The following is a 25586-nucleotide window of genomic DNA, read 5'->3' as shown; positions in this document are numbered from 1 at the left end:
AGGGCGGCGGCGTTCAATGCCCGATCTCCCCTTTTTCTGTCCATGAGGTTTTGCCATGTCCTTGCTCAAGTGCGTATCTCTTCATGCCGTATCCCTTGCCGCCCTTGGCCTCGCGTCCCTGCCGGCAATGGCCGGGAAGGCCGATGACACCGTCAACATGGCTTTCATGCGTGAGCTTGAAAGCGCCGATCCGTATTTCAACACGGCCCGCGAGGGCATCCTGCTCAGCCATGCCGTTTGGGACAGCCTGCTCTACCGCAATGTCGAGACGGGCGAATATGAGGGAAATCTTGCGACCGACTGGGAATGGGTCGACGACACCACGCTGGAACTCGATTTGCGCGAGGGCGTCACGTTTCACAATGGCGCGGCGTTCACCGCCGACGATGTCGTTCACACGCTGAATTTCGCAATCGACCCGGCAAATGCCGTTCGCGTTCCATCCAACTCCAACTGGATCGAACGCGCTGAAAAGATCGACGATCACAAGGTACGGCTCGTCCTGAAGGCCCCCTTCCCGGCGGCCGAGGAATTTCTGGCAGGACCGCTGCCCATCTATCCCAAGGACTATTACGAAGAAGTCGGCCCGCAGGGCATGGCGCTGAAGCCAGTCGGCACCGGGCCTTATCGTGTCGTCGAACTGGAAGTCGGCGGCCGCTTCGTTCTGGAGCGCAACGAAAATTACCACGAAGGCCCCAAGCCCGCCGGCAAGGTTGGCCGCATCGTGATCCGGACATTGCCGGAAGTGAATACGCAGATCGCCGAACTGATGAACGGCAGCCTCGATCTTTTGTGGAACGTGCCGACCGATCAGGCGGAACGGCTTGAGCAGACGGGAAACTTCGAGGTTACGAGCGGTCCGGCCATGCGCATCGGCTATCTGACCTTCGACAGCACCGGGCGCGCCGTGAAAGACGGCCCGCTGACGGACAAGCGCGTGCGCCAGGCGATCTATCATGCGATCGACCGTCAGGCGATCGTCGACGCTCTTCTCAAGGGCTCGGCCGAAGTCATCGACAGCCTTTGCACGCCGATGCAATTCGCCTGCAGTCAGGATCTTCCAACCTACGCATACGATCCTGAAAGGGCGAAGGAGCTTCTCGCCGAAGCCGGGTATCCTGACGGGTTCTCCTTCGACATCTACGCTTATCGCGACCGACCGTATCTTGAAGCAATTGGCGGCTATCTCAACGCGGTCGGCATCCAGCCGCGGATCAACCTCGTTCAGGTCGGCGCATTCAGTGATCGTCGCAACCGTGGCGAGGCCGAATCCACCTTCATGACCTGGGCGTCGTACTCGATCGGCGATGCCTCGGCTTCCACGGGCGCGTTCTTCAAGGGCAGCGCCAGCGACGAGGCGCGCGATCCGCAGATCATTGAGTGGCTGACGGACGCGGATTCCACCACCGACCGAGAAAAGCGCCTCAATCTTTATCATAAGGCGCTGACGCGGATCGTCGAAGAGGCATATGCCGTGCCGCTTTTCACCTACAATGTGAACTACGTGACGACCGGCGAACTGAAATTCACGCCGACCCCGGACGAACTGATCCGGTTCTTCGACTTCGAATGGAAATAGTCGCATAAGACGATGGAAGGCGGCGGCTAATCGGCCGCTGCCTTTTCAATACCGATGAAGAACGAAAGTGCGGCCATGTCCTTTTCCGAACAAGCGCAGGCGATCAGCGCGACCTATTTCGACAACGGCTCGTTTCTCGCCGAACTCGCCCGTCTCGTGGCCGCACCGACCGAAAGCCAGGACAAGCGGGGAGCGTCTCATCTGCGCCCCTATCTGACGGACCTTCTCCAGCCCGAATTCGAAAAACTGGGATTCGCATGCGCGCTTCATGAAAATCCCGATCCTGCCGGGGCGCCGATCCTGCTTGCCACGCGCGTGGAAGACGCAGCCCTTCCGACCGTCCTGATCTACGGGCATGGCGACGTGGTGCGCGCGATGGAAGGGCAGTGGCGGGACGGGATCGAACCCTTCGCGCTCACCGAAAAGAACGATCGCGTTTATGGGCGCGGCATAGCGGACAACAAATCGCAGCATCTGATCAACATCCGGGCGCTCGAGGCACTGATCGCGGCTCAGGGGAAACTGGGTTTCAATGCGAAAGTCCTCATCGAAATGGGCGAGGAAGTGGGGTCGCCGGGCCTGAAGGCTTTTTGCGAGCGGAACGCGGACGCGCTGGCTGCCGACGTTCTCATCGCATCCGACGGCCCACGCCTCGACCCCGCTGTGCCGACCGTGTTCACCGGCGCACGCGGCGGCATGATGTTCGATCTCAAAGTCGACCTTCGCGATGGCGCCCATCATTCGGGGAATTTCGGCGGTCTTCTGGCTGATCCGGCCATCGTGCTGTCCCATGCCATCGCATCCATCACGGACGCGCGCGGACAGATCAAAATAGCCGAATGGCGCCCGACAAGCCTGACGGAGCGCGTTCGCGAAATCATCGCCGCACTGCCACCCGTCGAGGCGGGCATCGCGCTCGATCCGAACTGGGGCGAGGAAAGCCTCACCATGAACGAACGCGTGTTCGGCTGGAACAGCTTCGCGGTTCTCGCCATGACGTCAGGACGCCCCGAAGCGCCAGTGGGAGCCATATCCGGCTGCGCACGCGCGAGCTGTCAGCTTCGTTTCGTCGTCGGCACGGATAGGGACGACATTTTACCGGCCCTGAGGCGACACCTCGATCGCGAAGGCTTCGGCGACGTCACCATCACGGCCGCTGGGTCAGGTGGATTTGCAGCCACGCGCACCGATGCCGACAATGACTGGGTGCGCTTTACTCTCGCCTCGCTGGAGCGTTCCACCGGCCGCAAACCGCATCTTTTGCCGAATCTGGGCGGCAGCCTTCCCAATGATTGCTTTGCCGAGACTTTGGGCCTGCCGACGATCTGGATACCGCACAGCTATGCCGGCTGCTCCCAGCACGCGCCCAATGAGCACATTCTCAAGCCACTCGCCCGGCAGGCGCTTCTGGCTATGACAGCCCTGTTCGCGGATCTTTCGAATGCCGGTTCACTTCGGCGCAGTTGAGTCCCTGGCTCGGCTATTTACGGACAGCATGCATCTTGCCAATCTATACGACACGGACCACCGCCTCGATTTCCACCTGAACGTCGGCAGGCAACGATCCCATGCCAACGGCGGAGCGCGCATGCTCGCCGCGCTCTCCCAGAACGTCGATCAGCAATTGAGAGCAAGCCTCGATGACCACACCCTGGCCGGCAAAGTCGGCTGTCGCGTTGACCATGCCGAAGACCTTGAGAAATTCGATATCGTCCAGCGACCCGGTGATGGATTTTGCAACGGCCAGAAGATGCAGCGCAGATAGCTTGGCCGCATCCTTTCCCTCCGCAATCGATCGGTCGGCCCCGACCTTTCCGGTGAGGTAGCTGCCGTCTGGCAGCTTGGGAACCTGCCCGGAAATATAGGCGATGTCGCCGGCACGCCGATACGGGCGATAGCTGAATTTCGGCTCTCCGAGTTCAGGCAACACGAGGCCGAGTCTCTTCAGGCGATCTTCACTGTTCATGACACACTCTCAAGGTTCGGGCCGCTTCATGCGGCGATGGGCGGCGCTTCCAGAGCGCGGCTGAAAAGCGAAGCATCTACATTCGAGCCGGATGCAACGACCACGACGCTTCGGCCTTTCAGCGGGAAGCGCCCCGATAATACTGACGCAAGCGGCGCTGCACCGCCCGGCTCCAGGACAACGCGAAACTCCTCGAAGGCGAACCGCATCGCCTCCAGGACGGCCGCTTCACTGACCGTCACGACACCACTAAGATGATCTCGCAGGATTGCGAATGTCAGATCGCCCGTGGTTCGCGCGCTCAGCGCATCGCAGATCGTGGTCGAATTCGATTGGTTCGCGCGCTTTTCGCCCGCCGCGAGACTGCGCGCGAGATCGTCGAAATTTTCAGGCTCCACGCCCCAAACTTCCGTACGAGGAGACTTTGCGCGCAGCGCGATCGCCGTACCGGCCAAAAGTCCACCGCCAGAACATCCCGCGAGCACCGCATCCAGTTCCCCTGCACCCATTGCCGCCGCCTGTTCGGCGATCTCCACACCGATCGTGGCGGCGCCTGCGATGATGCGACGGTCTTCGAACGGCGGGATCATCGTCATCGCGTGCTCGGCTGCCATCGATCTGCAAAGCGCGGGCGCGTCAGTTGTGGCCCAGTCGATCAGGTGTATCTCGCCGCCCCAGGCGCGCACTCGATCGACTTTTGCGGCAGGAGCCGTCCGCGGCATGATCAGAACGGCACGCATGCCTCGCCTCGCGGCGGCCCAGGCGACCGCCTGAGCGTGATTGCCGGAGGAATAGGCTATTACGCCGTTCGTTTTCTGGTGTTCGTCGAGTTGCGCGATAAAGTTGAGAACCCCGCGAACCTTGAAGCTACCGGTTCTCTGCAGGCCCTCAGCCTTCAGGAAAAGTCGCCCGCCGAGCATTCCATTGACGCGTTCGCTTTCAAGCAAAGGCGTACGCACAAGTTCGCCGACATCCACGGCTTCGATCTCGTCGAATGTCGGCGCCTGAAGTGAATTGAGCGGCGTCGCCGCCCACCGAGATATTTCAGATTCGCGCAATGCCCGCTCCGGCGATGAAGCCAACGAAACCCGCTTTGGCTTACCTAAATATTATACCGTACATACGGTATATAAATTATATGGTCAATTCTATTTTGAATGGCGCGGCGGCGCGTTTGTATCGGGCCTCGCCGATAACTGAAGTCCAGAAATCTGGAGCGAATTGGCCTGACCTTAGTCGGAATGGACAGGCGTAATTGAAGCACCGATCGGTGACGGCCGTATGAGCAGGAGGCATCCAGCAAAGATCGCCAAACCTGCCCAATCAGTCCAAATGAAGCCAGGGAGCAGCCCGGCCGGCAGCATCGTGAGGGCACCGCCGACGATCAGCAAAATACGCTCCCATGGCACGATGATACGGCGGAAATAGCCGACAATGCCAGCCGTGACCATGTAGATGCCGAGAATTGCAGTCGCGAGCGTCCAGATGACCTCAAACGCGCTGCCTTCAAGAACGAGGGCCGGCGTGAAGATGAAGAGAAACGGCACGATATAGGCTGGCCAGGCGATCTTCATCGATTCGACGCTCGTCGCCCAGGCATTAGCACCGGCAATGTTCGCCGCCGCGAAGGATGCAAGCGCGACTGGCGGCGTGACCATGGACAAAAGCCCGAAATAGAACACGAACAGATGCGCGGCGATGACGGGTATGCCGGCCTCGACGAGCGCCGGGGCCACCAGCGTCGCCAGCAAAATATAGACGCCGACAGTCGGCATGCCCAGCCCGAGAACGACGCTCATTACGGCCGTTATCAAAGCGAGAACGAACACGTTGTTGCCGCTCAGATTGAGGATATGAATGGTCAGGTTGAACGCCAGCCCCGTGATGCTGAGAACCCCGATCACGATACCGGCGGCTGCACACACGATGATCAGGCTCAAGGCGGAACGGCCCGTCTCGGCGATGATCGGCAAGAGACTTTTGAAAGCCGGTCGCTGCCCTTTGTAGCCAAAGATCATGCTGCCGACGATCAGGACCAAAATCGCCATGACGGCCGCGCGCTCGGGGCGCGCATTCAGGGCAAAAAGCAGATAGAAAAGAACGACGAACGGGATCAGGAAGTGCCAGCCGGCTTTCAAGGCTGCGAGACCGCTCGGAATATCTTCCTCCGACACGGCGCGAATGTCACGCTTGCCGGCACGCAGATTCACATTGATGAAGATCGCGACATAGTAGAGAAGCGCTGCCGGCATAGCCGCCAGCATGATGTTCACGTAGTCGACGCCGATCGTATCGGCCATGATGAAGGCCGCCGCGCCCATGACGGGCGGTACGAGCTGACCGCCGGTCGACGAAGTCGCCTCGACCGCGCCCGCATAGGTCGGCGAAAACCCGGCCCGCTTCATCATGGGGATCGTGACGACACCGGTCCCCACGACATTGCCGACGGCATTGCCCGAGATGGAGCCGAACATCGACGACGCGACGACGGAAACCTTCGCCGGTCCGCCCCGAAAACGGCCCATCATCGACATGGCGGCATCGTTGAAGAAACTCGATGCGCCGCTCGATGCGAGCAACTGACCGAACAGAAGGTAGGGAACGACGATGACGACCGCGACCCTGAGCGCGGTTCCCAGCATGCCGTTGGCGTCGATCGTCAGATAGACGATCAGGTCCTGCCACGGCGTGGGACGGCTGCGCAGTTCTCCCGGAAACAGATGCCCCCACAGGCCGTAGGCCATGAAGATGAGTACGACGGCCAGAATGCCTGCACCGACCGTCGGCTTGAGGTTGACGAGGATCGCGCCAAGCAACACGAACGAGACGGCTATGAGCCAGCCGGGAAGGTATGGCGCCTCCATCGAGACGTTGACGTAATCGGCCGACACATAGGCGCCGACCCCAAACGTCACGATGGCCGAGATGAAGTTCAAACCCTTCAGCCACGATGCCTGCGCATTATAGGAGATGCGCAGGAAGCTAGCGGTCAGCGCCAGCGTCAGCGCGGCGACCAGAACCTGGACGTCATAGATGGACGCACCGAGATAGCGGTGCAGATCTCCTGCATAGCCGACTGCGAGGACGACGATCAGGATACCGGCAAGACGCTCCAGAAAAAGCGTCGTGCGGTCCAGATTGCCCTGCGGCTGCACGCTGTTCTCGGTGTCAGTCATATCACTGCGCCAACAAGCCGTTCTGCTGATAGAACGCTGCGGCGGCCGGGTGGTATTCGAGCCCCTCGAACTGCGGCGCCATGTCTTCGACGGAGAACTCGGCAAGCGTATTGCTGATCGCGCGCAATTTGTCCGGATTGTCGTGGATGAGTTGTATGATGCGCGTAACCAGTTCGTCGTCGACATGCGTGCCGGCGGTCAGGACATAGTCGTAGGCCATCATCGGGGTCGGCTCATCGACGCCCGGCGTCGTCCCCGGTTCGATCACCTTGATATAGGCCGTGGGGACGAATTCGCGCATGGCTGCCTCCGCCTCCGGCGTATTTTCCAGCGCCAGCCACCGGATGCCAACCGCTGCGTCCGCCTCGCGCGTCTTGCCGCCCTGAATGGCGAAAAAGGCGATATCGGCGTTGCCGGCGATCAGATCGTCGACCCCATTGGGTACGGACGGCACATTAACCGACTGCATGTCTTCGATGGTCAGGCCGCCGGCGGCCAAAATGGCATCGACCTGGGCGCGCAGCGTTGGCTGTGCGGTGTAGCCATAGGTGATGCGGTTGCCGGCGATATCTTCGACGCTTTGAAATTCCGAATCGCGGCGCACCATGAAGCCATAGGCCGACGAGCTCAGCGATGCCACGGACCGGATGTTCTGAAGCGGGCGGCGATCGAAGGGAGGCTCTCCAAGAACCGCCGCGGCAAAATCAGGGCTCGGAACGAGCTGGAGATCGAGCCGGCCCGTGTCGATCAGCGGCATGGATTGCCCCGATCCGCCATAGGCCTGGACACGAACGTCGAGACCGAGTTCGTCGACGAGAAATTGTGCGAAGGCGGCATTCACCGCATAATTTTGCGATCCTTGCGTGCCGGCGCCAAGACCGACCGACTGCGCCGACGAAGCCGAAATCATTCCAAGGCTCGCAACGGCGAATGCCGTCGTCAAAAGATAGGTGCGCATTTCATTCCTCCCAGTTTTCTTGCGACCGTTATGTTTGTGCGGGCAGGTTTCAGAGTCCGGAATACCCCGCGCGCCCGACCCAGTAATCCCATGCGCGTGCCAAAGGCATGTCGCTCAAAAGCATCGCGCTCGCCTTCTCGATCTCCCCGTCGGACAGATATTTCACCTCGCCCATCTGGCGTGTCTGCTGAACGAGCGCGGCATTGTCCTTCAAGGCGATCGAAACCATGATCACGGAGCGCAGATCGTGCGCGGCGCAGATGCAGCCATGGCCGCGCAACAGCGCGACGCGGTTGTCACCCAGCGCACGAGCGAGCGAGTGCCCCATTTCCATGCTGTCAACGAGCATGTTGGTGTCGCCGAACTCGTCCTGGCTATCCCATGTATTGATCGTGGAACCGATGACCGAGGCCATGTGAAACATCGGCCGCAAAGACACGTCGACCATGGTGAACGGCAAAACCGAACGCGCGTGATGGTGCGTGACCGCGTTGACGTCGGGCCGATCCTTGTAGATCGCGCCGTGAATATGCCGTTCCGCGTAAGGCCGACGCGGGTCGTCTCCGACAATATCGCCGTCGAGAGTGAATTCCATGATGTCGGCGCGGGTCACAACGGCGGGACTGCGTGAGCGCGACAGAAAATAGGTATCGGGATTCAACGGGTTGCGGACGCTCACATGACCGAAATCATCGATCACGTCTTCACGCGCCAATATCCGATTGGCGATCACCAGCGCGGTCATCGTCGCATCGGCGATTTCGCGATCATGATTGGGAACAGTCTTGTCCAGCATCCTCATCCTCCACTTGATGCAAACATTCTAGCCAGCACCCATCCGAGCATCTAATATATTATTGCTCCCGATCTATAGCGTTGAGGGTATGATATGCGTTCGCTGATTTCGCAGATATCCATTCACAAGCTGGAGGTGTTCTGCCTCGTCGCCGAACTGGCCAGCTTTTCGCGGACCGCCGAACGTCTGGGCATCGCGCAGCCCGTCGTATCGGCGCATATCAAGGCGCTGTCCGAAAAATTCGGAACTGCGCTGACGACGCGCAACGGGCGACGCGTCGTGCTCACGGAGGAAGGCGAGCGGGTCTATGGCTGGGCACGCGAGATGGTCAGCCGCACGCGCGAACTCGAACGCGAGATGACCGAGTTCCAGCGCGGCGTCGTCGGCAAGGCGAATGTCGGCGCATCGATGACGCTCGGCTCCTACGTGCTGCCGGGCCTGATCGCAGGCTTCCACGACACGTTTCCAAAAGGCGAAATTTCGGTGAAAGTGACGACACCCATGCTCGTCACCGATGCAGTTCATTCCGGTGATTGCGATTTCGCTTTCACCATTCTCGACCCTCGTCATGAAGTGGCCGGACTGGAGGTCGAGAAGATCATGGAGGAACAGCTCGTTCTCGTTTCGTCGACCATGCGCAACGTGGGTCCTGATCCGCTTTCCCCGGACCAACTCGCCAGACTGCCATTCGTCACCGCACAGTTCGGCACACCCCGCCGCGAGATCGAAGAGCATTGCCTTGCACAACGCGGTCTCGGCGCCCGGCGAATACAGATGGAGTTCGGGCATGCCGAAGCGATCAAGCAGGCGGTGCGCGCAGGAGCAGGCGTCGCTTTCCTGTTTCGCTCGTCGATCCGCGACGAACTCGCCGCCGGCCTCCTGCAAACGCTCGCCACCCCCGGCGCGCCATTATACGTGCCCGTCTATCAGGTTCGCAGACGCGGCAAGCAGCTTTCCCACTTCCAGATTTCGCTCATGGAGCATCTCGCGGCAGGATTGAATCGCAACGATTGAAAACTCACGAACCGGAGCGCAACGCGTTCACCATGGACGGCGCATAACCCTTTGCCGTGTCGATCTCGAGCACGGCGGTTCCGCCTTTTGCCATGACGTCCAGTGCCTGCCCGATGGCCTTCTCGACCGCCGCCGCACCCTGCAACAAGCCCGGGCTCCAGGCCCCGAAGCCGCGTGCCACCGAACTCACATCGATATCGGGGTCGTGCATGACGATGCCGACATGCTTGTTTTCCGGCGGGCGGCCGCGTTCGCGCGCGACCGTTTCCTGATGAACCTCGTCATTATAGAAGGAGCGATTGTTCAAGACCACGATCAGGAGCGGCACCTTTCGGTTGATCCCTGTCCAGATCGCGGACGCGTTCATGAGAAAATCGCCATCGCCGAGAACGGCCATGGGAAGAATTTCCGCGTGCCCGTCGCGCAGGGCCAGCGCACCGCCCACGGCCATGCCGCAGCCCGATCCTATACCGCCGCCGCCATCATAGCCAAGCGCCCCGAGCGAATGGTCGACCGGCCAGTCGGCTCCCGTCCAACTCAAAGGACCGCGTATGAGGCACGCCTTGCGCCCGGCAAGCCCGTGGCGCAGCAGCAAGGCGATATCCTGCGCCGTCAGTTCGTCGCCGGTCGGAGCGGCAGGCAGCGGCTCAGGCGTCATCTCTTCGACATCGCCGGCCGCCAGCGCGTCGGCAAGAGCGGCCACGACCTGATCCGGCTCGTTGAGGAAAACGATGTCGGCGGGGAACGGCGCGCCTCCGTCCTTCGACCATCCGCGATGAGCGTGCGTGTCGAGCGAGGCCGAAATGATCTTCGGCTCGATGTCGCCATTGCCGAAAACGGAGCGCAGCGTGCCGCCGAAATCGAGCCAGTCGAGATTGACGATGACATCAGCCTTTGACAGCACCGCCTTGGCGTCCGCGTCCGGGAAGTACCCGGCCCGGCCGGCTGTCGCGCGATGAGCCGTGGGAAAGGTCGCGCCCGTCTTGAAATCGGTGATAACGCGCGCGCCGAGTTTCTCGACGAGCGCTACGCGCCTGTTCCAGTCCTGCGGACGGCGTGACATGCGACCCATCATGAAGACGATTTTTTCACCGCCGACCAGAAGATTCTTCGCCTCCTGCACGAGCTCCGGAGCGGGCGCTGCTGCAGATGGAGCCTTTCGGCGCCCGATATCGGCGCTGGCTTGATTCCCTTCAACCCTCTGCTCCTGCAATGCGGCATCGATATTGATATAGACCGGCCCACGCGGCGCGGTACTAGCAATCGCGGCTCCCTGGATCAGCGCGTCACGGGCAGCCGCGATACTTCCGGGCTGGTCGTCCCATTTGATGAAATCGCGAACGAGCGCGCCCTGATCCTGCGCCGTGTGAATCCATTCGATCCACGGACGGCGACGCGCAGCGTCGAGCGGTCCGGTCGCTCCGACCACCACCATCGGCACGCGGTCACAGAACGCGTTGAAAATGCCCATCGAGCCGTGCATCAGGCCGACATTCGAATGCAGCGCGACGGCCATTGGGCGTCCGGTGACTTTCGCCCATCCATGCGCGATCGCGACCGCCGCCTCTTCGTGGACGCACAGGAGAATTTCGGGATCGCCATCGGTGAAGTTGACGAGGCTGTCATGGATACCGCGATAGCTCGCACCGGGATTGAGCGCGATATAGCGAAGGTCGAGATCGGCAAGCGTCTGTGCGACGACGTCCGAACCCCATTCAGGCGTTCTGTTGCGTTTCATATCGCTTTGTCCGTCAGAGCATGATGTTGATGGTTTTGGTCTCGGTGTAGCTGTAAAGCTCCTCGCGGCCTTCCTCACGACCGACACCGCTCGATTTCATGCCGCCGAAGGGCACGCCGAGGAAATGCATGCTCGCGCCGTTGATCCATAGATGGCCCGAGCGCACACGCCGCGCCATGCGCAGAGCGTTCTTGATGTCGTTCGTCCAGATTGCGCCCGTCAGGCCGTATTCCGTCGAATTCGCCATCTCGACCGCCTGATCGAAATCACGCCAGCGGCCGACTGCCAGAACGGGACCGAAAACCTCGTTCTGCCAAAGCCGCAGCTTCGGGGACACGTCGGCGTAAACGGTCGGCGACACCCAATAGCCCTTCTTGAACGCGTTGCCCTCGGGCCGCCCCCCGCCCAGCATCCGCCGCGCGCCATCTGCATCGGCCTGCGCGCAATGTTCGAGAATGCGATCCATGTGGACCTTCGAGTTGACGGGGCCGACATCCGTATCTTCCCCGAGCGGATTTCCGATCTTGAGCGCCGCGACACGCTCGACGACCGCCGCCAGAACCCGGTCATGAATGTCTTCGTGCAAAAGCAGGCGGCTGAGCGATCCGCAGCTTTGCCCCTGCCAGGAAAAATTCATTCCCGCGACCGCGGCATCGGCCACCTTCTCCGGATCGCAATCGGGAAAGACGATCATCGGGTTCTTGCCGCCAAGTTCCAGCGAGATGTGCTTGACGGTGACTTCGGCGGCGGCCTTCTGGATCGCCCTGCCCGTCTCGGGCGAGCCGATGAACGCGATCCGCTTGATGCGCGGATGGCGAACGATCGCATCCCCCGCACCCCTGCCGTCGCCGGTCACGATGTTGAAGACACCGGCGGGCAGAACGTCGCGCGCGATCTCTGCCAAAATCATCGCGGAAAGCGGCGACGTCTCCGGCGGTTTGACGATCACGGCATTCCCGGCTGCAAGGGCTGCCGCGGTGCGGGCAACCGCGAACATGATCGGATGGTTGAACGGCGCGATCCGCGCGACGACGCCATACGGCTCATGAAAGGTCATGTGCAGGTGATCGCGCGTCGCGGGGATCGTTTCACCGCGCAGGTCGGGAGCAAGCCCGGCATAGTACCGGAGGGATTCGACCGCTGTCGGTACATCTATGACGCGCATGGGCCGGATCGTATTGCCTGTGTCCGTCACTTCGACACGCAGGATTTCATCAGCCCGCGCAGAAATCGCGTCCGCAAAGCGGTTCATCACCGCAGCCCGCTCCATCGGCGTGAAGGCTGCCCATTTCGGCCAGGCCGCCTCGGCGCTGGCGACGGCGCGCTCGACATCGCCGCTTGTGGCGACCGGCACCCGCCCGATCGGCTCTTCGGTAGCCGGATCGACTGAGATCGACCACTCACCCTCGCCGCCTTCGACGAGTTCACCGCCGATGAGCATGCGCTCGTGCTCGGTTATCCGCTCCATATGCAACCTCCCTGTTACCTGCGCCATCGATTGCGGGTGGATAACGTAATAGTCAAATATATAGTTGGGCTGCCACTCATAGCGTCAAAGCTATAGAAGATAGCGTTGCTCAGCCCTCGTTCATGAACGCCTGGAAAAATGCGGCCAGCTCGTCATGCGCATCGAGCGGCAGGATATTGGCCACATACTGGTCCGGTCTGACCACGACCACGCAACCGCGGTCACGGTCGATGCCGCGAAGGTCGAAGATGTCGTTCTTCAGGTCCGGGCAGAATATTTTTTCATAATCGACAAGGCCGTAGCGCCCCTTTTTGGGAAGCAGCAACAACGGCATGTCTGCAATCTCAAGTTTCTGGTGGCTTTGCTGAAAGATCGCACGCAAATCGATGACTGAATCGATGTCGGCGCCATCCGGTGTGTAGCGCTTGAGAGGCGAGTTGCTCGAACCCTCGAGAAACGCGCACAGGGATTGGATCGGCGGATCGCTGGCCGCTAGATCGCTTCGGTCCGCAAACACGAACAGGCGCCAGCGACCATCCGCCTTGACGGTATGCCCGAGTTCCATCGGCTTTGCGTCGTTGAATCGGACGACCGGCGCGGAGTGAAAACGCATGCCGATCGTCAGGCCTTTGGCGAGACCCTGATAGGTCGGCTTCGCAGTCAGCAAGGAGGGCGCGTAATGCGTCGCCGTTCCAGCCGTATAGCGCCCATGCCGTACGAAATAGCGTTGCGTTTCCGCCGGATCCACTCCCGTCTTGTCCTCTGGATCATCCGACATACGCACGGGCATGCTGAGCATGCGTGCCCATTCCTTGTCGAAATCGATCAGTTCCTTGGCCACGGCGCGCCGTTCGGCCGAATAGGTCTGCAAGAGATAGGGGGCCGCCTGACCACGAATGACGGCGGCCAGCTTCCAGCCGAGATTGAACGCATCCTGCATGGAAACGTTCATGCCCTGTCCGGCCTTGGGGCTGTGGGTATGGCACGCGTCGCCTGCGATGAAGACACGCGGTATGTCCTGCCCGATCCGTTCTTCCGGCACATTGTCGAAACGATCGCACAGCCGCTGGCCGATATCGTAGACCGACCACCACGCGATCTCCTTCACGTCGAGCGTGTAGGGATGCATGATGCGTGTGGCCGCTTCGATGAGATAATCGGACGTGATGTTGCGTGCGGCGACCCGCTCGCCTTCCGCGAGTTTGTCGATCTCGATATAAAGCCGAAACAGATAGCCGCCTTCGCGCGGAATAATGAGGATGCTGCCTTCGTTGACGGACTGGATCAGTGCCTTGAAGCGCACATCGGGAAAGTCGGTGACGGCGAGAACGTCCATGACGCCCCATGCCTGATTAGCCGATTCACCGCGCAATTCGAGGCCGAGCGATTTGCGCACGGTCGATCGCGCGCCGTCGCAGCCCACGACATAGCGCGCCTTGATTGTTTCCGTCGCTCCATCGGATTTTTCGAAAACCGCGATGACGGGTTCGGTGGAATCCGGATCTGCCGGCGCGCGCAGCTCGACCAGCCGGCGTTCATAGGCCGGCGTCATGCGATGCGGCGAATTACGCATGACATCCAGATAGAAGTCATGCACCCGCGCCTGGTTGAGGATGACGTGCGGAAATTCCGAAAGGCCGTCCTCCGTATCCTGTACGCGTCCGCTGCGCGCAATTTCGGTGCGGTTGGCCGGGTCGGGTTTCCAGAACACCGTTTCGTTGACCCAGTAAGCTTCTTTGGCCACGCGATCGGCAAAGCCGAACGCCTCGAACATCTCCATCGTCCGGCATGCGATGCCGTCCGCCTGCCCGAGCTCGAGTGGCCCCGTTTTCTGGTCGACGATAAGGGTTCTGATCTCTGGAAACGCCGACAACTGCGCCGCCAGCGTCAGCCCGGCCGGCCCGCAGCCCACAATCAGAACATCGACCTCTTCGGGAAGCTTCCCGCCGAGTGGCTCGCTTAAGCCCGCTTCGGCGATAGACGGATCTCCGGTCCGAAACCCGTTGAGATGAAACTGCATGGGGCGCCTCCTCCTGGCGATTTAAGGCAATCGTTGCGACGAGATCATAATCGCGATATAGAAAGCATGCTGATAATCAGTATACTTGTCAATTTAGCGATGGAGTGTTTTTGAAGAAGCTCACCGACATGCCGGGCCACCTCGCCCGTCGCTTCCAGCAGACTGCCGTTGCCGTCTTCGCTGTCGAAATGAAGAAAACAGGCCACGATCTGACGCCCGTGCAGTACGCAGCGCTGGTGACGCTTTTTGAAAAACCGGGCATCGATCAGGCCACACTTGCAGGCCTGATCGCCTACGATCGAACAACGATCGGTGGCGTGGTGGATCGTCTTGTCAGAAAAGGCCTCGTCAGACGCGAAGTCGGCACCGACAGACGCGCCCGGATTCTAGATTTGACGGAAGAGGGAAACGGCGCACTCAATGCGGTATCGACGGCGGTTGAAACCGCACAGTCCGTAATACTCGGTGGCCTGGAGCCGGGCGAAAGGGATGAATTGATGCGTCTGCTCGGCAAGGCGATCGCATCCTTGAATGACTATAGCCGAGCCCAACCTTTCGTACCCTGAAGAATTCGTGAGGACATAAGGTCGAGGAGGAGCCAAACGCCTGAAGCTCGATACAGGCACCTCGCCATCGCCGCTATTTGGAATATCATCCACCGTTCTTCAGTCGCCGAATTCGGCAGGGGACGCGTTAACGATCACTTCAAGGGCAATGCCGTCGCTGCGCGGATCATGCGCGCCCTCAACCATCCCGTTATCCACGCGAATGATGCCTGCCTGTCCAGCGATCGGGTTTTTGGGCGACAGCAGGCTGATCTCGTGGCCGCGTGCCGCCAGTGCGTCGAGCACCCCGTCGCCCGCATCCTCTTCGATCTTCACGCTGTCTCTGCTGTCGGAAAAGGTCCGTCCGAGCAGGAAACGTGGCGCGGCAAGCGCTTGTTGCGGGCTGAGCCGGTGATTTATGATCCGCACCAGCAGCGTTGCAAGCGTCTGCGGCTGGCCGTCTGCTCCTTGCGTTCCATAGAGAAGGTGTGGCCTGCCCTTCTTGAGCGCCATGCCTGGATTGAGGGTGTAGAACGGACGTGCACCGGGGCGCAGGTAATTGGGCGAATGCGGGTCGTGCGAAAAGGCCGCTCCACGGTTCTGCCAAACTATGCCGGTGTCGCCTACGACGACGCCGCTGCCCCAGTCGAAATAGATGCTTTGCAGAACACTTGCCGCTCGCCCTTTGGCATCGACGGCAGCGAAGAAAACCGTATCGCCGGTCTTGAACACATGCGGCCAGGCCATCGCCTGACCGGGATCGACATGCGCCGCCTTGCCGTCGAGCGTCAGCGGTGAAAGCCAGCGGGCGACATCCTGTTTCGCAACATCGGGATCGGCGATCTCGCCGCGCGACAGGAATGCCTGTTTGATCGCCTCAATGCACAGATGATAGAAATCGGCACTGCCCTCAGCCACCGTCTCGATTCCCAGTCGGTCGAGGATTCCCATGATTTCGAGCGTCGTCACGCCTTGCGTCGGCGGTGGCGGCGCCAGAAGATCGAGCCCATGATATTTCAGGCGCAAAGGCGCTTCGATCCGTGTGCGTGTCGCCATCAGATCGGAGACGTCGAGGGGTGATCCGGCTGCGTCCAGTCCTCGCGCGATACGGCCGGCAAGATCACCCTCGTAAAATGCTCTCGAGCCATCTCTGGCGATCTCGGCCAGGCTGCGCGCCAGATCGGGCTGGCGGAAAATATCCTGTCCGGGAACGAGTGCGCTGGTATCGAACAGCGCCGCGAAGCCGGGCCAACTCGCGAACTCCTCGCGCCGATAATCGAGCCAGAAGGCCTGCGACGAGCTTATTGCGAACCCCTCCTCAGCCAGCGCGATCGCGGGCTCGAGGAGCCTCGCAAAGCTGTTTCGTGCGCCCCAGTGGGTACGCGCATATTCGATCGCCATGCCCCAACTGTCGACGACGCAAGCGCTGGTCAGCGCCGATCGCGGACCACGCGCCGGGATCGGCCCGTCGGGTGCACCGCAGGAGCGAGCGGCCTGCCCGATCCCCAGCAGCGCCTCGGCGTTCCCCTCCGCGTCGGCCACCATCCAGACGGCATCACCCCCAAGACCGCAGAAATGTGGATATACGACCGCCAGCGCCGCTCCCATGGCGATTGCCGCCTCTATAGCGGTTCCGCCGCCAGTCAGAACTGCCCTGCCAGCAGCGCTGGCGAGCCAGTGCGGGCTGGTGACCATGGCGTTGGCTGGCATCGCCGCGCTTTCGGCATCGTCATTCATGTCAGCAGCACCCACAGGCCTCGCCCATTCGTCGCGCGATAGATTTTTCGATATCTGGCCACGCAGCCTCCAGCCCGGCAAAGCGCCCCCGTTCAGCACGGTAGCGCTCGCGCAGTTCCGCTTGCGCCGCGTCCAGATCGATACCGGTTACCCGGCCATTTTCGACGATGGTCCGCCCGGCCACGACAACTCTCTCGATGTGATCCGCCGTGCCTCTCGCAAACAGCAGATCAATGGGATCGATATCCATGATCTTGTCACGGTCGAGCCTGTCGTGATCGAGGACGATAAAGTCGGCGGGTTCGCCAGCAGCCAGTCGTCCCGTTCCTCCCGCGCCCGTCGCCGCCCGTCCATTGGCGATACCGTGCGCGAGAAAGACGGCTCGATTCCAGGTCTGGTCGAAGCCCAGCCCGCCATGAAGCGCATTGGCCAGCCGCGTCTCGCGCACCATGTCGTCGTCCTCGTCAAAGGCCAGACCGTCCATGCCGACGGCGATGCGGCACCCCCGGCGATATGCGTCCGCGATTGGTCCTATGCCCGAGCGCAGATGCATGTTGGAACTGGAATTGGTGACGATCACCGCCCCGGCCTCGGCAATCATTTCGAGTTCGTCCGGACGCGCATGGATACAATGGGCCAATGTCAGGCGCGGCGAGAGCAACCCGATATCCTTGAGATAGGAAACGACACCATCGGGATAGGCGCGATCGGCCCATTGCCGCTGATAAGGTGTTTCGAGCAGATGCATGTGCACCCTGCGACCGGTTTCGGCGGAACGTGCTGCGATCGCCTCGAGCAGTTCCGGCGAACACCATTGCACCCCGGCCGGTCCGAACTGCACGTCCACCATCTCGCTGCCGATCGCGTCTGCAATGGCCTGTGTGGTTTCGATCATTTCCAAGGTCGATGCCGGCGGCTGGCAATAGGTTTCCTGCACCAGCGCCGAGGACGTTTTCGAGAGACCGACGAGCAGGGTTTCCTCGCTGCCGTAAACCAGCGGGTTGCGGTTGCGCAGCGCCGGAGCAAAGGCGATGCGCACGCCGATATCGGCGGCGGCCCGCGCCACCTCTTTTGCCTCCTCGACCGGGGAGAGTTTGCCGCTCGGACGTGTGTAATGAACCATTATCGCCGCACAGCCCGATCGCGCGGCCCTCGCCAGCGGCGCGAGAGCGGCGAGATAGGCGTCGGGCGGCGTTGCCACCATCGATCGGGGCAGCCAGGTTTCAAGCGGCATGAAAGCCGCGCCGAAAGACGTCATCGGCAGGGGCCGGGCGTGGTCGTGTGCATTGGCAAAAGCGGGCAGAACCAGTTTCAGGCCCGACGATCTGCCCATGCCCTTGCCCGATTCGGCCGACGTGAAGGACGCGCCATCCCAACTGAGGACGACATCGCGCGAGCATCCCAAATCCGGGTTAAGAAGCGCATGGCTGGCTGAAATTTCCGGCATGGTCAGGCGCCCTGCAAGATCGATTGGGCGACCACCCGAGGCCATTCGGTCCCGGATGGTCGCAGAGTTGTTTACTGCGCGACGTAGTCCAGTTCGCGCTCTTCGAGCGGCGGCAGGAATTCGCGCGAGAAGATCTGTCCAACCGCAGGTGTCGACGCCAATCCGTAACCTTCCACGACGACGTCGATCGCGCGGGCGAGACGCTCATCATCGACATCGCCGAGCCCGATTTCGGCGGCCTCCTCGGAATCCATCAGACGCTCATAGGCAAAGTTCAGGCGCATGCGCTCGACTTCCTCGTTGACGAGGTTGTCGAAGTTCAAGACAGCTTCCATCGCCGTGTCCTGGTCGAGGCCGATCTCGATCGACGCCTTGTTGACGGCGCGCACCAATCCCGCAACGGCCTCCGGGTTTTCAGTGATCAGGCGCTGGGACACCATCAGGCCGTTGGAATAAAGATCCATGCCGTAATCGCCGAACTGCCACCAGTCGAAGTCGTTCTCAGGGTCTTGGCGGTTGTTGAGCAGGTTGAAATAGCTCGTGATGTTGAAGACCAGCGCGCCGTCGATCTCATCATGGATCAGCATCGGCTCCTGAAGGTTCGGAGCCATGTTGGAGATTTCGATGGCATCGATATCGAGCCCGTTGGTGCGTGCGAAAACCGGCAGCAACCGCGTCGTCGGCGTGCCTTGGGCGCCGCCCAGCGTCCGGCCTTCGAAATCCTCGATCGAGGCGATCCCGCTCGTCTTTTTCGTGACGATAGCAAAGGGCGGCTGGTTCCACATCATGTAGACCATCACGGGAACCTGCTCGGGGCGCTCCGCTGCGTTCTGTATGATGGCATTGATATCGCCGAACCCGGCATCATAGGCCCCGCCCATGATGCGCGTCACCGTTGCGCCCGAGCCCTCGCCCTGGTCGATGGTGACATTGAGGCCCTCCTCTTCGAAGTACCCCTTGTCCTTGGCTACGAAGAACGCGGCATCGGAGCCTTGTGTCACCCAACCGAGGGTGAACCGGATATTGGTCAGGTCCTGCGCGAAGGCCGACGACAGCGTCAGCGTGGCAAATCCGATCGTGGCAGTCAGCAATCGTTTCATGGATATTCCCCTTGTTGTTATGAAGGCTTTGGCAGGCTTGGTATTCAGGTCGGAATGTCGTTCTTGCGTGTTGCCCAGCCGGTCACTCGTCCCTCGATCAGGGAAAAGATCGCGTAGAGGATCACGCCGAGCGCGGCGAGGATGAACAAACCGGAAAAAGCGAGCGGCACGTCGAAATTGGAGGACGCCGTCATCATGACGTTGCCGATGCCCCGGTTGGACGCCACGGTCTCGGACAGTACCGTCCCTACGAAGGCGTAGGTGATGGCGACCTTCAGCGAGGCGAAGAAGAACGGCATCGTCCGCGGCAATCCGACGTTCCAGAAAATATCGAATTTGCTGGCGCCGAGCGCTTTCAGCACGTCCTCCTGTTCGGGCTCGGTCGTGGCGAGCCCCGTCGCGATATTGACCACGATCGGAAAGAAACAGATCACGATAGCCGTCAGGATGGCGGGCACGGTTCCCGAGCCGAACCAGATGACGAAGATGGGAACGATCGCGACCTTGGGAATCGAAGAAAAGCCAATCAGCAAGGGATAGGCGGTATCATAGGCTGTGCGCGACACGCCGATCACCGCCCCGATAACGACACCGATAACGACACCCAAAACAAAACCGACCAGCGTCGTGACCAGCGTCTGGATCATATGAGGCCAGAGCACGTTCATGCGCCGGAACAACGTCTCGAACACCTGCGAGGGGCGTGGCAACACGAGGTCGGAAACGTCGAGAACGATGCAAAGCACTTCCCAGGCGATGAAGAAGCCGATGATGAGCGACGCGGCTGCCAGCCGGCGCTTGAGATTGTAGCTCATGGCCTGGTTCCCTCGCTGGCAGGTATGCTTCCACGCGCATGAACGATCAGGCTGCGCAGGCGCTGGTTCATGTCGACGAAATCGGGCTCGAACGTCATCTCGACGGTGCGCGGACGCGGGAAGGTGACGCGGCTGTCATCGAGGATGCGTCCGGGCCGCGCGCTCATCACGCAGACCCGTTCGGCCAGATAGCCTGCTTCCTTGAGATCGTGCGTCACCAAAAGGACGGTGGGCCGCAACTTGAGCCAAAGATTCTGAAGCGTCCCCCAAAGTTCCTCTCGCGTGAACTGATCGAGCGCGCCGAACGGCTCGTCGAGCAGCAACAGACGTGGCTCATGCACAAGTGCCCGGCAAAGATTGGCGCGTTGCAACATTCCTCCAGACAATTGCCAGGGGAAATGATTGGCAAAGCCCGTCAACCCCACCTCGTCGAGGAGTGCGTGAACCCGGTCGCGATATTCTGTCTTGCGCTTGGCGTGGAACTCATGCCGGAACGGCCGCACGATCTTGAGCGGCATCATGATGTTCTTTTCGATGGTCAGCCACGGCAGCATGGTGGGATTCTGGAAAGCCATGCCGATGCGAAGCGCCTTGGCCGCCACCTCGCGCCCGCCGACCAAGACGACACCCGTCGTGGGTTTGATCAAACCGGCCGCGAGCTTGAGAATGGTCGACTTGCCGCATCCCGACGGCCCGACGAGGGCGAGGAATTCGCCATCGGCTATCTTGAGCGAGGTCTCCGACAAAGCGGGAACCTGATTGTCGCCACGGCCGAACGTGACACTGGCCTGCGACAGTTCGATGGCTGGAACGATGGCATGTGGGCTCGACTGGCTGCTGCCATCCGGCTTGGCCGCTCCGGGTGATATAATATGCATACTGTTCATACCAATAACTGTATGCAAACATGATGCCAGTTTTGAAAAAGACCTGCAAAGCCAGCAATTCCGGCCACAATGAAAATGCAATGGTTCCACGTAACTCAGGGGCATCCTGCCCGAACTGCGTCATGCCCAAGCTTTGTGCAGACGAATGGATTCAATTTGAGCGCCTTGTGCGCCCAAAATCCGGTGGGAGATTGAAAGCTGCGCCCCCTGCGAGTAATCACCGAAGCGTATGCACAAGCGAGGCACAAAGGTGACGAGTACCGGTTCGAAAGCCAAGGGCGCGGTGAAACCCGAAAAAGACGCGGACAAGGCAGGCACGATATGTCGCGCAATCCGGCGGGCCATAGTCGAGCGCGCCCTACGGCCAGGCGACCGGCTGCCGGAGGACGCGCTTGGCGAACGCTTTGGCGTCAGCCGCACGATCGCCCGACATGCGCTGGGACAATTGGGCTCGGAGGGACTTGTCGATCTGCGCCGCAACCGGATCGCGGTCGTGGCCACGCCCTCGATAGACGAGGCGCGCGACACATTCGACATCAGAATCGAACTCGAGCGCCTTGTCGTCAAGGCGCTTGCGGGCAAACTCGACAAGCGCCAGATCGGCCAATTGCTCGAACATGTGGATGCCGAACAGGCCGCACGCGGCGGCCCTGAAGCCAACTCGATCCGGCTTGCGACCGAGTTCCACGTTCTTCTCGCCGAATTGACCGAGAAGTCGATTCTCATCCGTTATGTCAACGAAGTTTCCTACCGGTGCGGACTGATGCTTTCGGCGTTCGGACGGCCTCATTCATCCGAATGCGCCGTCAACGAACACCGCCAGATCATCGATGCCCTCGTTGCTGGAAATGCCGAGGATGCATCACGCCTTATGAGCAAGCATCTCGAAGAGGTCGCCCAACGCGCCCTGCTTGTCGAACCCGACGAGCGCAGCAGCGATCTCATGGATATCCTTGCGCCCTATGTCGCCGAGGCATACCCGCGGCCGAGGCAGGCAAACACCCGCCGGAAATGACCGCGGCCAAGTAAGTAATACGCCGGCTCAGTTGCGCGCCACTGAAGGGTCGAGAATCCATTCGGCGCTGTCGTTCCACACGTCCATCTTGACGATTTTTCCATCGCGAACGACGAAGCGGTCGACATAGCGATTGTCTTTGAACGGCGTTCCGTCCAGCCACTCGCCGTACAGCGTGCCAATGCTGTAGACGACAGTCTCGCTTTCGGAGCGGGCGACATCGAACCTGCGCATGTCCTTTTTCACCCATTTGTAGCGCGCCGCATTGAAGGCTGTCGGCCCTCGCGGATGGTCGTAATCACGGCCGCCGGTGAAGGTAACGACGAAGTCAGCGGACACATATCCGGCCGCCTTTTCGGGATCGGGGATCATCGACGCCTCCAGATAATCCCGCACAATCCCTGCGTCGCGATCGGCAAGATCGCACCCGGCTCCCACACTTGTCTCCTTAGCTCCCATTTCGTTCGTCCTTTCGGCAGATAAATCAGGCCTGTGCGCTGGCGCATGCGTTTATTGCATGCAATATATTTTACTAACTGTATGCGATAATAGCGATTTAGATCAAGAGGACCGGCGGCAATGATCGATATGATCGTCACCAACGCACATTTACGCGGGCGAGACGGCACTTGGGACATCGCAATCGAAGATAAGCGGATCAGCGCTATCGAACTGCAGATCGCCGCTGACGCCCCGAGGCTCGATGCGGGCGGTTGCCTGTTGCTGCCGGGTTTCTGCGACACCCATGTCCATCTCGACAAGGCTTGCCTGCTCGGCAAGAGCGATCACGCCGACGCGTCTTTGAGCGCCGCGATCAAAACGGTTTCGAAGATGAAACGGAGCTTCACCGCCGAAGACGTCTATCGCCGGGGCGCGCGTTGCATCGAAAAAGCGATCACCCAGGGAACGTCCCACATGCGTACGCATGTGGAGATCGATCCCGCCATCGGCTTGCGCTCCCTCGAAGCGATCATCCAGCTCAGGCGCGACTACCGCTGGGCACTGGACCTGACGATCTGCGTGTTTCCGCAGGAGGGACTTCTGAACAATCCGGGAACCGAAGCGCTGCTCGCGGAAGCCCTCGAAACCGGAGCCGATCTGATCGGCGGCTGCCCTTATACCGATACGGATCCGGCGGGCCATATCGAGCGCATTTTCGACATTGCCACGCGCTTCGATGTCGACATCGACTTCCATCTCGACTTCGATCTCAATCCGAATTGGATGCATCTGGATGCAGTCCTCCATGAAACCGGCAAACGTAAATATGGGGGGCGGGTTGCCATAGGCCACGCCACCAAGCTGTCTGCGCTCGATCCCGGAAGCCTTGAGGTTCTGGCCCGGCGCCTTGCCGATGCCGGCATCGCCGTCACCACTTTGCCCGCGACCGATCTTTATCTCATGGGGCGCGACCACACCGAAAACGTCCCGCGTGGAGTTACGCCGGTTCATCGCCTTGCCCGGTCAGGCGTTTGCTGCTCGGTCGCGACCAACAATGTTCTTAACCCTTTCACGCCCTTTGGCGATCTTTCGCTGATCCGCATGGCGAACCTTTACGCCAATGTGTGCCATGCCGGGCCAGGGGACTTCGGAACCGTACTCGATCTCATAACCGAAAGCCCGGCTCGCCTCCTCAGCCTCTCCGATTACGGCATAAGGACCGGCGCCAGCGCCGACATGGTGGTTGTCGACGCGCCCGATCACCTCCACGCGCTAGGCGGTTTGGCCACCCCGCTTTTCGCGCTAAAGCGCGGGATGAAGACATTTGAAAACCAGCGTCCGGTCCTGCTGCGTCCCAACTGAATGCAGCCGATATCGGCAAATGCCGCATCCCATGCGACTGGCAGATAGGTATCGCTCGCCGCGTCATAGCGGATCTGGTGCGTCAGGCGGCCCTCGTTTCCCAGAGCGGTGGTCGCCGGTGTCGAGCCGAACATCGCGTCGCGCCAGTCGATGAGCGCGACATCGAGTACCGCCGTACTGAACAGATCTGCCACCAAGGGAGTGCGCTCCGGCTTTTAACGATCATATCCTCGGGCTTTTCATACGCGCGAAAGTCACACCCTACATCGGAAACTGGTTGACGATCCTCGCTCGTAGGATTCGGCATGGGGTGTCGCACTTGTTCCCAGTTCACTTGCGAAAGTGGGCATTGGGCGCACCATTTTCTTTCGCTCGAAGAAGACTGGGCGCATTGCGATGCGTATGGTTGCCTTTGAATGAGCATGAAGAACGCGACTGCTTTGTCGCCGCCCTACGCGAACGATTGCCACTTTGATAATGGAGATCGTCCGTTATCTTTTGGCTATTAAATGGGCTTCCGTTTGAGGCTCGTAAGAGATTCAAGCTCCTGAGAAGGAGCTTTTAATGGCACGTTTTTGATCTTACCGACCGGGAGTAAGCGTTGATCGCGCCGCCGCTACCCAACAAGCCTCTTGGTGTTGCACGATCGGATGGCCGGCGCGTCCTGGATGGGGTTTTCTACATTCCGAGAACGCATTCGCCCTAGCGTGACGTGCCCGAGCGCTATGACCCTTACACGACGACCTACAACCGCTACAATCGATTGGCCAGGCGCATATTCCGACCAAGCGAGCTCAAGCGCTTTCGCCGTGTCGCCACACGTTACGACAACTCGCAAGAAACCTTCCTCGCAGCCGTCGCTCTTGCTTCAGCACGACTGCGGATGCAAAATTACCGCTCCACGACCTAGCGCGCGATCCGCTTCATCTCGAACCGGTCGCTCGAGCGGCAGTAGTTTTGACGTCCGTAGGTGCGGCCTATCAGGTTCAGGTCCTCGCCACGGATATAGCCTCTCTCGGCATCGAAGACGTATCGGTCCGCAACGTGGCAGCGCATGACCTGGCCAAGAATGATGTGGTGATCGTTGCCGAGGTCGAGATCGGTGTGAAGGTCGCACTCGAAGCTGACAGGCGACTCCGCAACCCTCAGTTCAGTATCGTCTTCGAAACCGATCGCCGTAAGGCCCGCGTGATCGAGTTCGCTTTCGCCGCGCGGGAAGGCCGCACCGCAGATGTTCATCTGTCCGGCCATGACCTCATCGACCAGATTGATGGTGAAGCGACGCGTCTCGACGATGTTGCTGACCGTATGCTTCGTTCCCCCATTTTCCGCCTGCCCGCAGGCGAAGCCCAGTATCGGCGGTTCCGTCGCCATGACGTTGAAGAAGCTGAAAGGCGCTGCATTGACCCTGCCCTCGCCATCGCGCGTGACAACGAGCGCGATCGGCCTTGGAAAGATGGTGCTGGCGAGGAGGTTATATCTCGTCTTGTAAGGCAGTTCGTCGAAGTCGAATGTCATTGTC

The 25586-nt window shown here is 60.5% G+C and carries 21 protein-coding genes and 1 pseudogene; 7 read left to right on the top strand and 15 right to left on the bottom strand.

The genetic code is table 11. From position 1 onward, the window contains the following. Positions 1-55 precede the first annotated feature (55 nt). Positions 56-1579 (top strand): ABC transporter substrate-binding protein, encoded by a 1524-nt coding sequence (locus ACX82Z_RS00380; RefSeq protein ID WP_459586177.1) that lies wholly within the window; start codon positions 56-58, stop codon positions 1577-1579. Positions 1580-1654: 75 nt separating this feature from the next. Next, positions 1655-3046, top strand: a complete 1392-nt coding sequence (locus tag ACX82Z_RS00375; RefSeq protein WP_459586176.1) for a M20 family metallopeptidase — start codon at positions 1655-1657, stop codon at positions 3044-3046. Positions 3047-3089: 43 nt separating this feature from the next. Here the strand turns inward: ACX82Z_RS00375 and ACX82Z_RS00370 are convergent, their stop codons facing one another. The 5 genes from ACX82Z_RS00370 to ACX82Z_RS00350 form a co-directional block, all read right to left on the bottom strand. Beyond that, complete coding sequence (locus ACX82Z_RS00370) at positions 3090-3545, bottom strand: RidA family protein (protein ID WP_459586175.1); 456 nt, start codon at positions 3543-3545, stop codon at positions 3090-3092. 26 nt (positions 3546-3571) lie between these two features. Next, positions 3572-4603 (bottom strand): threonine ammonia-lyase, encoded by a 1032-nt coding sequence (locus ACX82Z_RS00365; protein ID WP_459586174.1) that lies wholly within the window; start codon positions 4601-4603, stop codon positions 3572-3574. A gap of 174 nt (positions 4604-4777) precedes the next feature. Further along, complete coding sequence (locus ACX82Z_RS00360) at positions 4778-6721, bottom strand: TRAP transporter permease (protein ID WP_459586173.1); 1944 nt, start codon at positions 6719-6721, stop codon at positions 4778-4780. A gap of 1 nt (position 6722) precedes the next feature. Next, complete coding sequence (locus tag ACX82Z_RS00355) at positions 6723-7679, bottom strand: TAXI family TRAP transporter solute-binding subunit (protein WP_459586172.1); 957 nt, start codon at positions 7677-7679, stop codon at positions 6723-6725. 49 nt (positions 7680-7728) lie between these two features. After that, positions 7729-8475, bottom strand: coding sequence for a class II aldolase/adducin family protein (locus ACX82Z_RS00350; RefSeq protein ID WP_459586171.1), 747 nt, complete (start codon positions 8473-8475; stop codon positions 7729-7731). Positions 8476-8568: 93 nt separating this feature from the next. On the opposite strand from ACX82Z_RS00350, the gene ACX82Z_RS00345 reads away from it, so the two are divergent. Then, a complete protein-coding gene (locus ACX82Z_RS00345) occupies positions 8569-9489 on the top strand; it encodes a LysR family transcriptional regulator (protein WP_459586170.1) in 921 nt (306 codons plus the stop codon). A gap of 4 nt (positions 9490-9493) precedes the next feature. On the opposite strand, the gene ACX82Z_RS00340 is transcribed toward ACX82Z_RS00345, so the two are convergent. The 3 genes from ACX82Z_RS00340 to ACX82Z_RS00330 form a co-directional block, all read right to left on the bottom strand. After that, on the bottom strand, positions 9494-11227 hold the full coding sequence (locus ACX82Z_RS00340; protein ID WP_459586169.1) for a thiamine pyrophosphate-binding protein: 1734 nt from the start codon (positions 11225-11227) through the stop codon (positions 9494-9496). A gap of 13 nt (positions 11228-11240) precedes the next feature. Beyond that, entirely contained in the window at positions 11241-12695 is a 1455-nt protein-coding gene (locus ACX82Z_RS00335; RefSeq protein WP_459586168.1) for an aldehyde dehydrogenase family protein, read from the bottom strand. A gap of 109 nt (positions 12696-12804) precedes the next feature. Further along, a complete protein-coding gene (locus tag ACX82Z_RS00330) occupies positions 12805-14715 on the bottom strand; it encodes an FAD-binding monooxygenase (RefSeq protein ID WP_459586167.1) in 1911 nt (636 codons plus the stop codon). Between the two features lie 110 nt (positions 14716-14825). On the opposite strand from ACX82Z_RS00330, the gene ACX82Z_RS00325 reads away from it, so the two are divergent. Beyond that, on the top strand, positions 14826-15281 hold the full coding sequence (locus ACX82Z_RS00325) for a MarR family winged helix-turn-helix transcriptional regulator (protein WP_459586166.1): 456 nt from the start codon (positions 14826-14828) through the stop codon (positions 15279-15281). A gap of 99 nt (positions 15282-15380) precedes the next feature. Here ACX82Z_RS00325 and ACX82Z_RS00320 read toward each other — a convergent pair whose 3' ends face one another. The 5 genes from ACX82Z_RS00320 to ACX82Z_RS00300 all read right to left on the bottom strand — a co-directional run bounded on the left by ACX82Z_RS00320 (position 15381) and on the right by ACX82Z_RS00300 (position 21237). Beyond that, complete coding sequence (locus tag ACX82Z_RS00320; protein ID WP_459586165.1) at positions 15381-16997, bottom strand: gamma-glutamyltransferase family protein; 1617 nt, start codon at positions 16995-16997, stop codon at positions 15381-15383. Between the two features lies 1 nt (position 16998). Beyond that, positions 16999-18444 carry an amidohydrolase family protein gene (locus ACX82Z_RS00315; protein WP_459586164.1) on the bottom strand — a complete coding sequence of 482 codons (1446 nt, stop codon included), beginning with the start codon at positions 18442-18444 and terminating at the stop codon, positions 16999-17001. A 71-nt stretch (positions 18445-18515) separates the two neighbouring features. After that, positions 18516-19544 carry an ABC transporter substrate-binding protein gene (locus ACX82Z_RS00310; protein ID WP_459586163.1) on the bottom strand — a complete coding sequence of 343 codons (1029 nt, stop codon included), beginning with the start codon at positions 19542-19544 and terminating at the stop codon, positions 18516-18518. A gap of 44 nt (positions 19545-19588) precedes the next feature. Then, positions 19589-20359, bottom strand: a complete 771-nt coding sequence (locus ACX82Z_RS00305) for an ABC transporter permease (protein ID WP_459586162.1) — start codon at positions 20357-20359, stop codon at positions 19589-19591. Further along, on the bottom strand, positions 20356-21237 hold the full coding sequence (locus tag ACX82Z_RS00300) for an ABC transporter ATP-binding protein (RefSeq protein ID WP_459586161.1): 882 nt from the start codon (positions 21235-21237) through the stop codon (positions 20356-20358). Before ACX82Z_RS00300 ends, ACX82Z_RS00305 begins: the two co-directional genes overlap by 4 nt. Positions 21238-21496: 259 nt before the next feature. On the opposite strand from ACX82Z_RS00300, the gene ACX82Z_RS00295 reads away from it, so the two are divergent. Then, on the top strand, positions 21497-22261 hold the full coding sequence (locus tag ACX82Z_RS00295) for a GntR family transcriptional regulator (RefSeq protein ID WP_459586160.1): 765 nt from the start codon (positions 21497-21499) through the stop codon (positions 22259-22261). 27 nt (positions 22262-22288) lie between these two features. On the opposite strand, the gene ACX82Z_RS00290 is transcribed toward ACX82Z_RS00295, so the two are convergent. After that, positions 22289-22720, bottom strand: coding sequence for a nuclear transport factor 2 family protein (locus tag ACX82Z_RS00290; RefSeq protein WP_459586159.1), 432 nt, complete (start codon positions 22718-22720; stop codon positions 22289-22291). Positions 22721-22840: 120 nt separating this feature from the next. Here ACX82Z_RS00290 and ACX82Z_RS00285 point away from each other — a divergent pair, with 120 nt between their 5' ends. Both ACX82Z_RS00285 and ACX82Z_RS00280 read left to right on the top strand, forming a co-directional pair. Next, positions 22841-24064 carry an amidohydrolase family protein gene (locus ACX82Z_RS00285; RefSeq protein ID WP_459586158.1) on the top strand — a complete coding sequence of 408 codons (1224 nt, stop codon included), beginning with the start codon at positions 22841-22843 and terminating at the stop codon, positions 24062-24064. Between the two features lie 601 nt (positions 24065-24665). Continuing rightward, positions 24666-24767, top strand: a pseudogene (locus ACX82Z_RS00280) (IS5/IS1182 family transposase); the annotation flags it as partial. Positions 24768-24970: 203 nt separating this feature from the next. Here the strand turns inward: ACX82Z_RS00280 and ACX82Z_RS00275 are convergent. After that, a complete protein-coding gene (locus tag ACX82Z_RS00275) occupies positions 24971-25582 on the bottom strand; it encodes a flavin reductase family protein (RefSeq protein ID WP_459586157.1) in 612 nt (203 codons plus the stop codon). Positions 25583-25586: the final 4 nt, after the last annotated feature.

The sequence above is a fragment of the Aliihoeflea sp. PC F10.4 genome, assembly GCF_054612275.1.
Note: the sequence above shows the minus strand (reverse complement) of the source record. Positions and strands in the feature narration are given on the sequence as shown.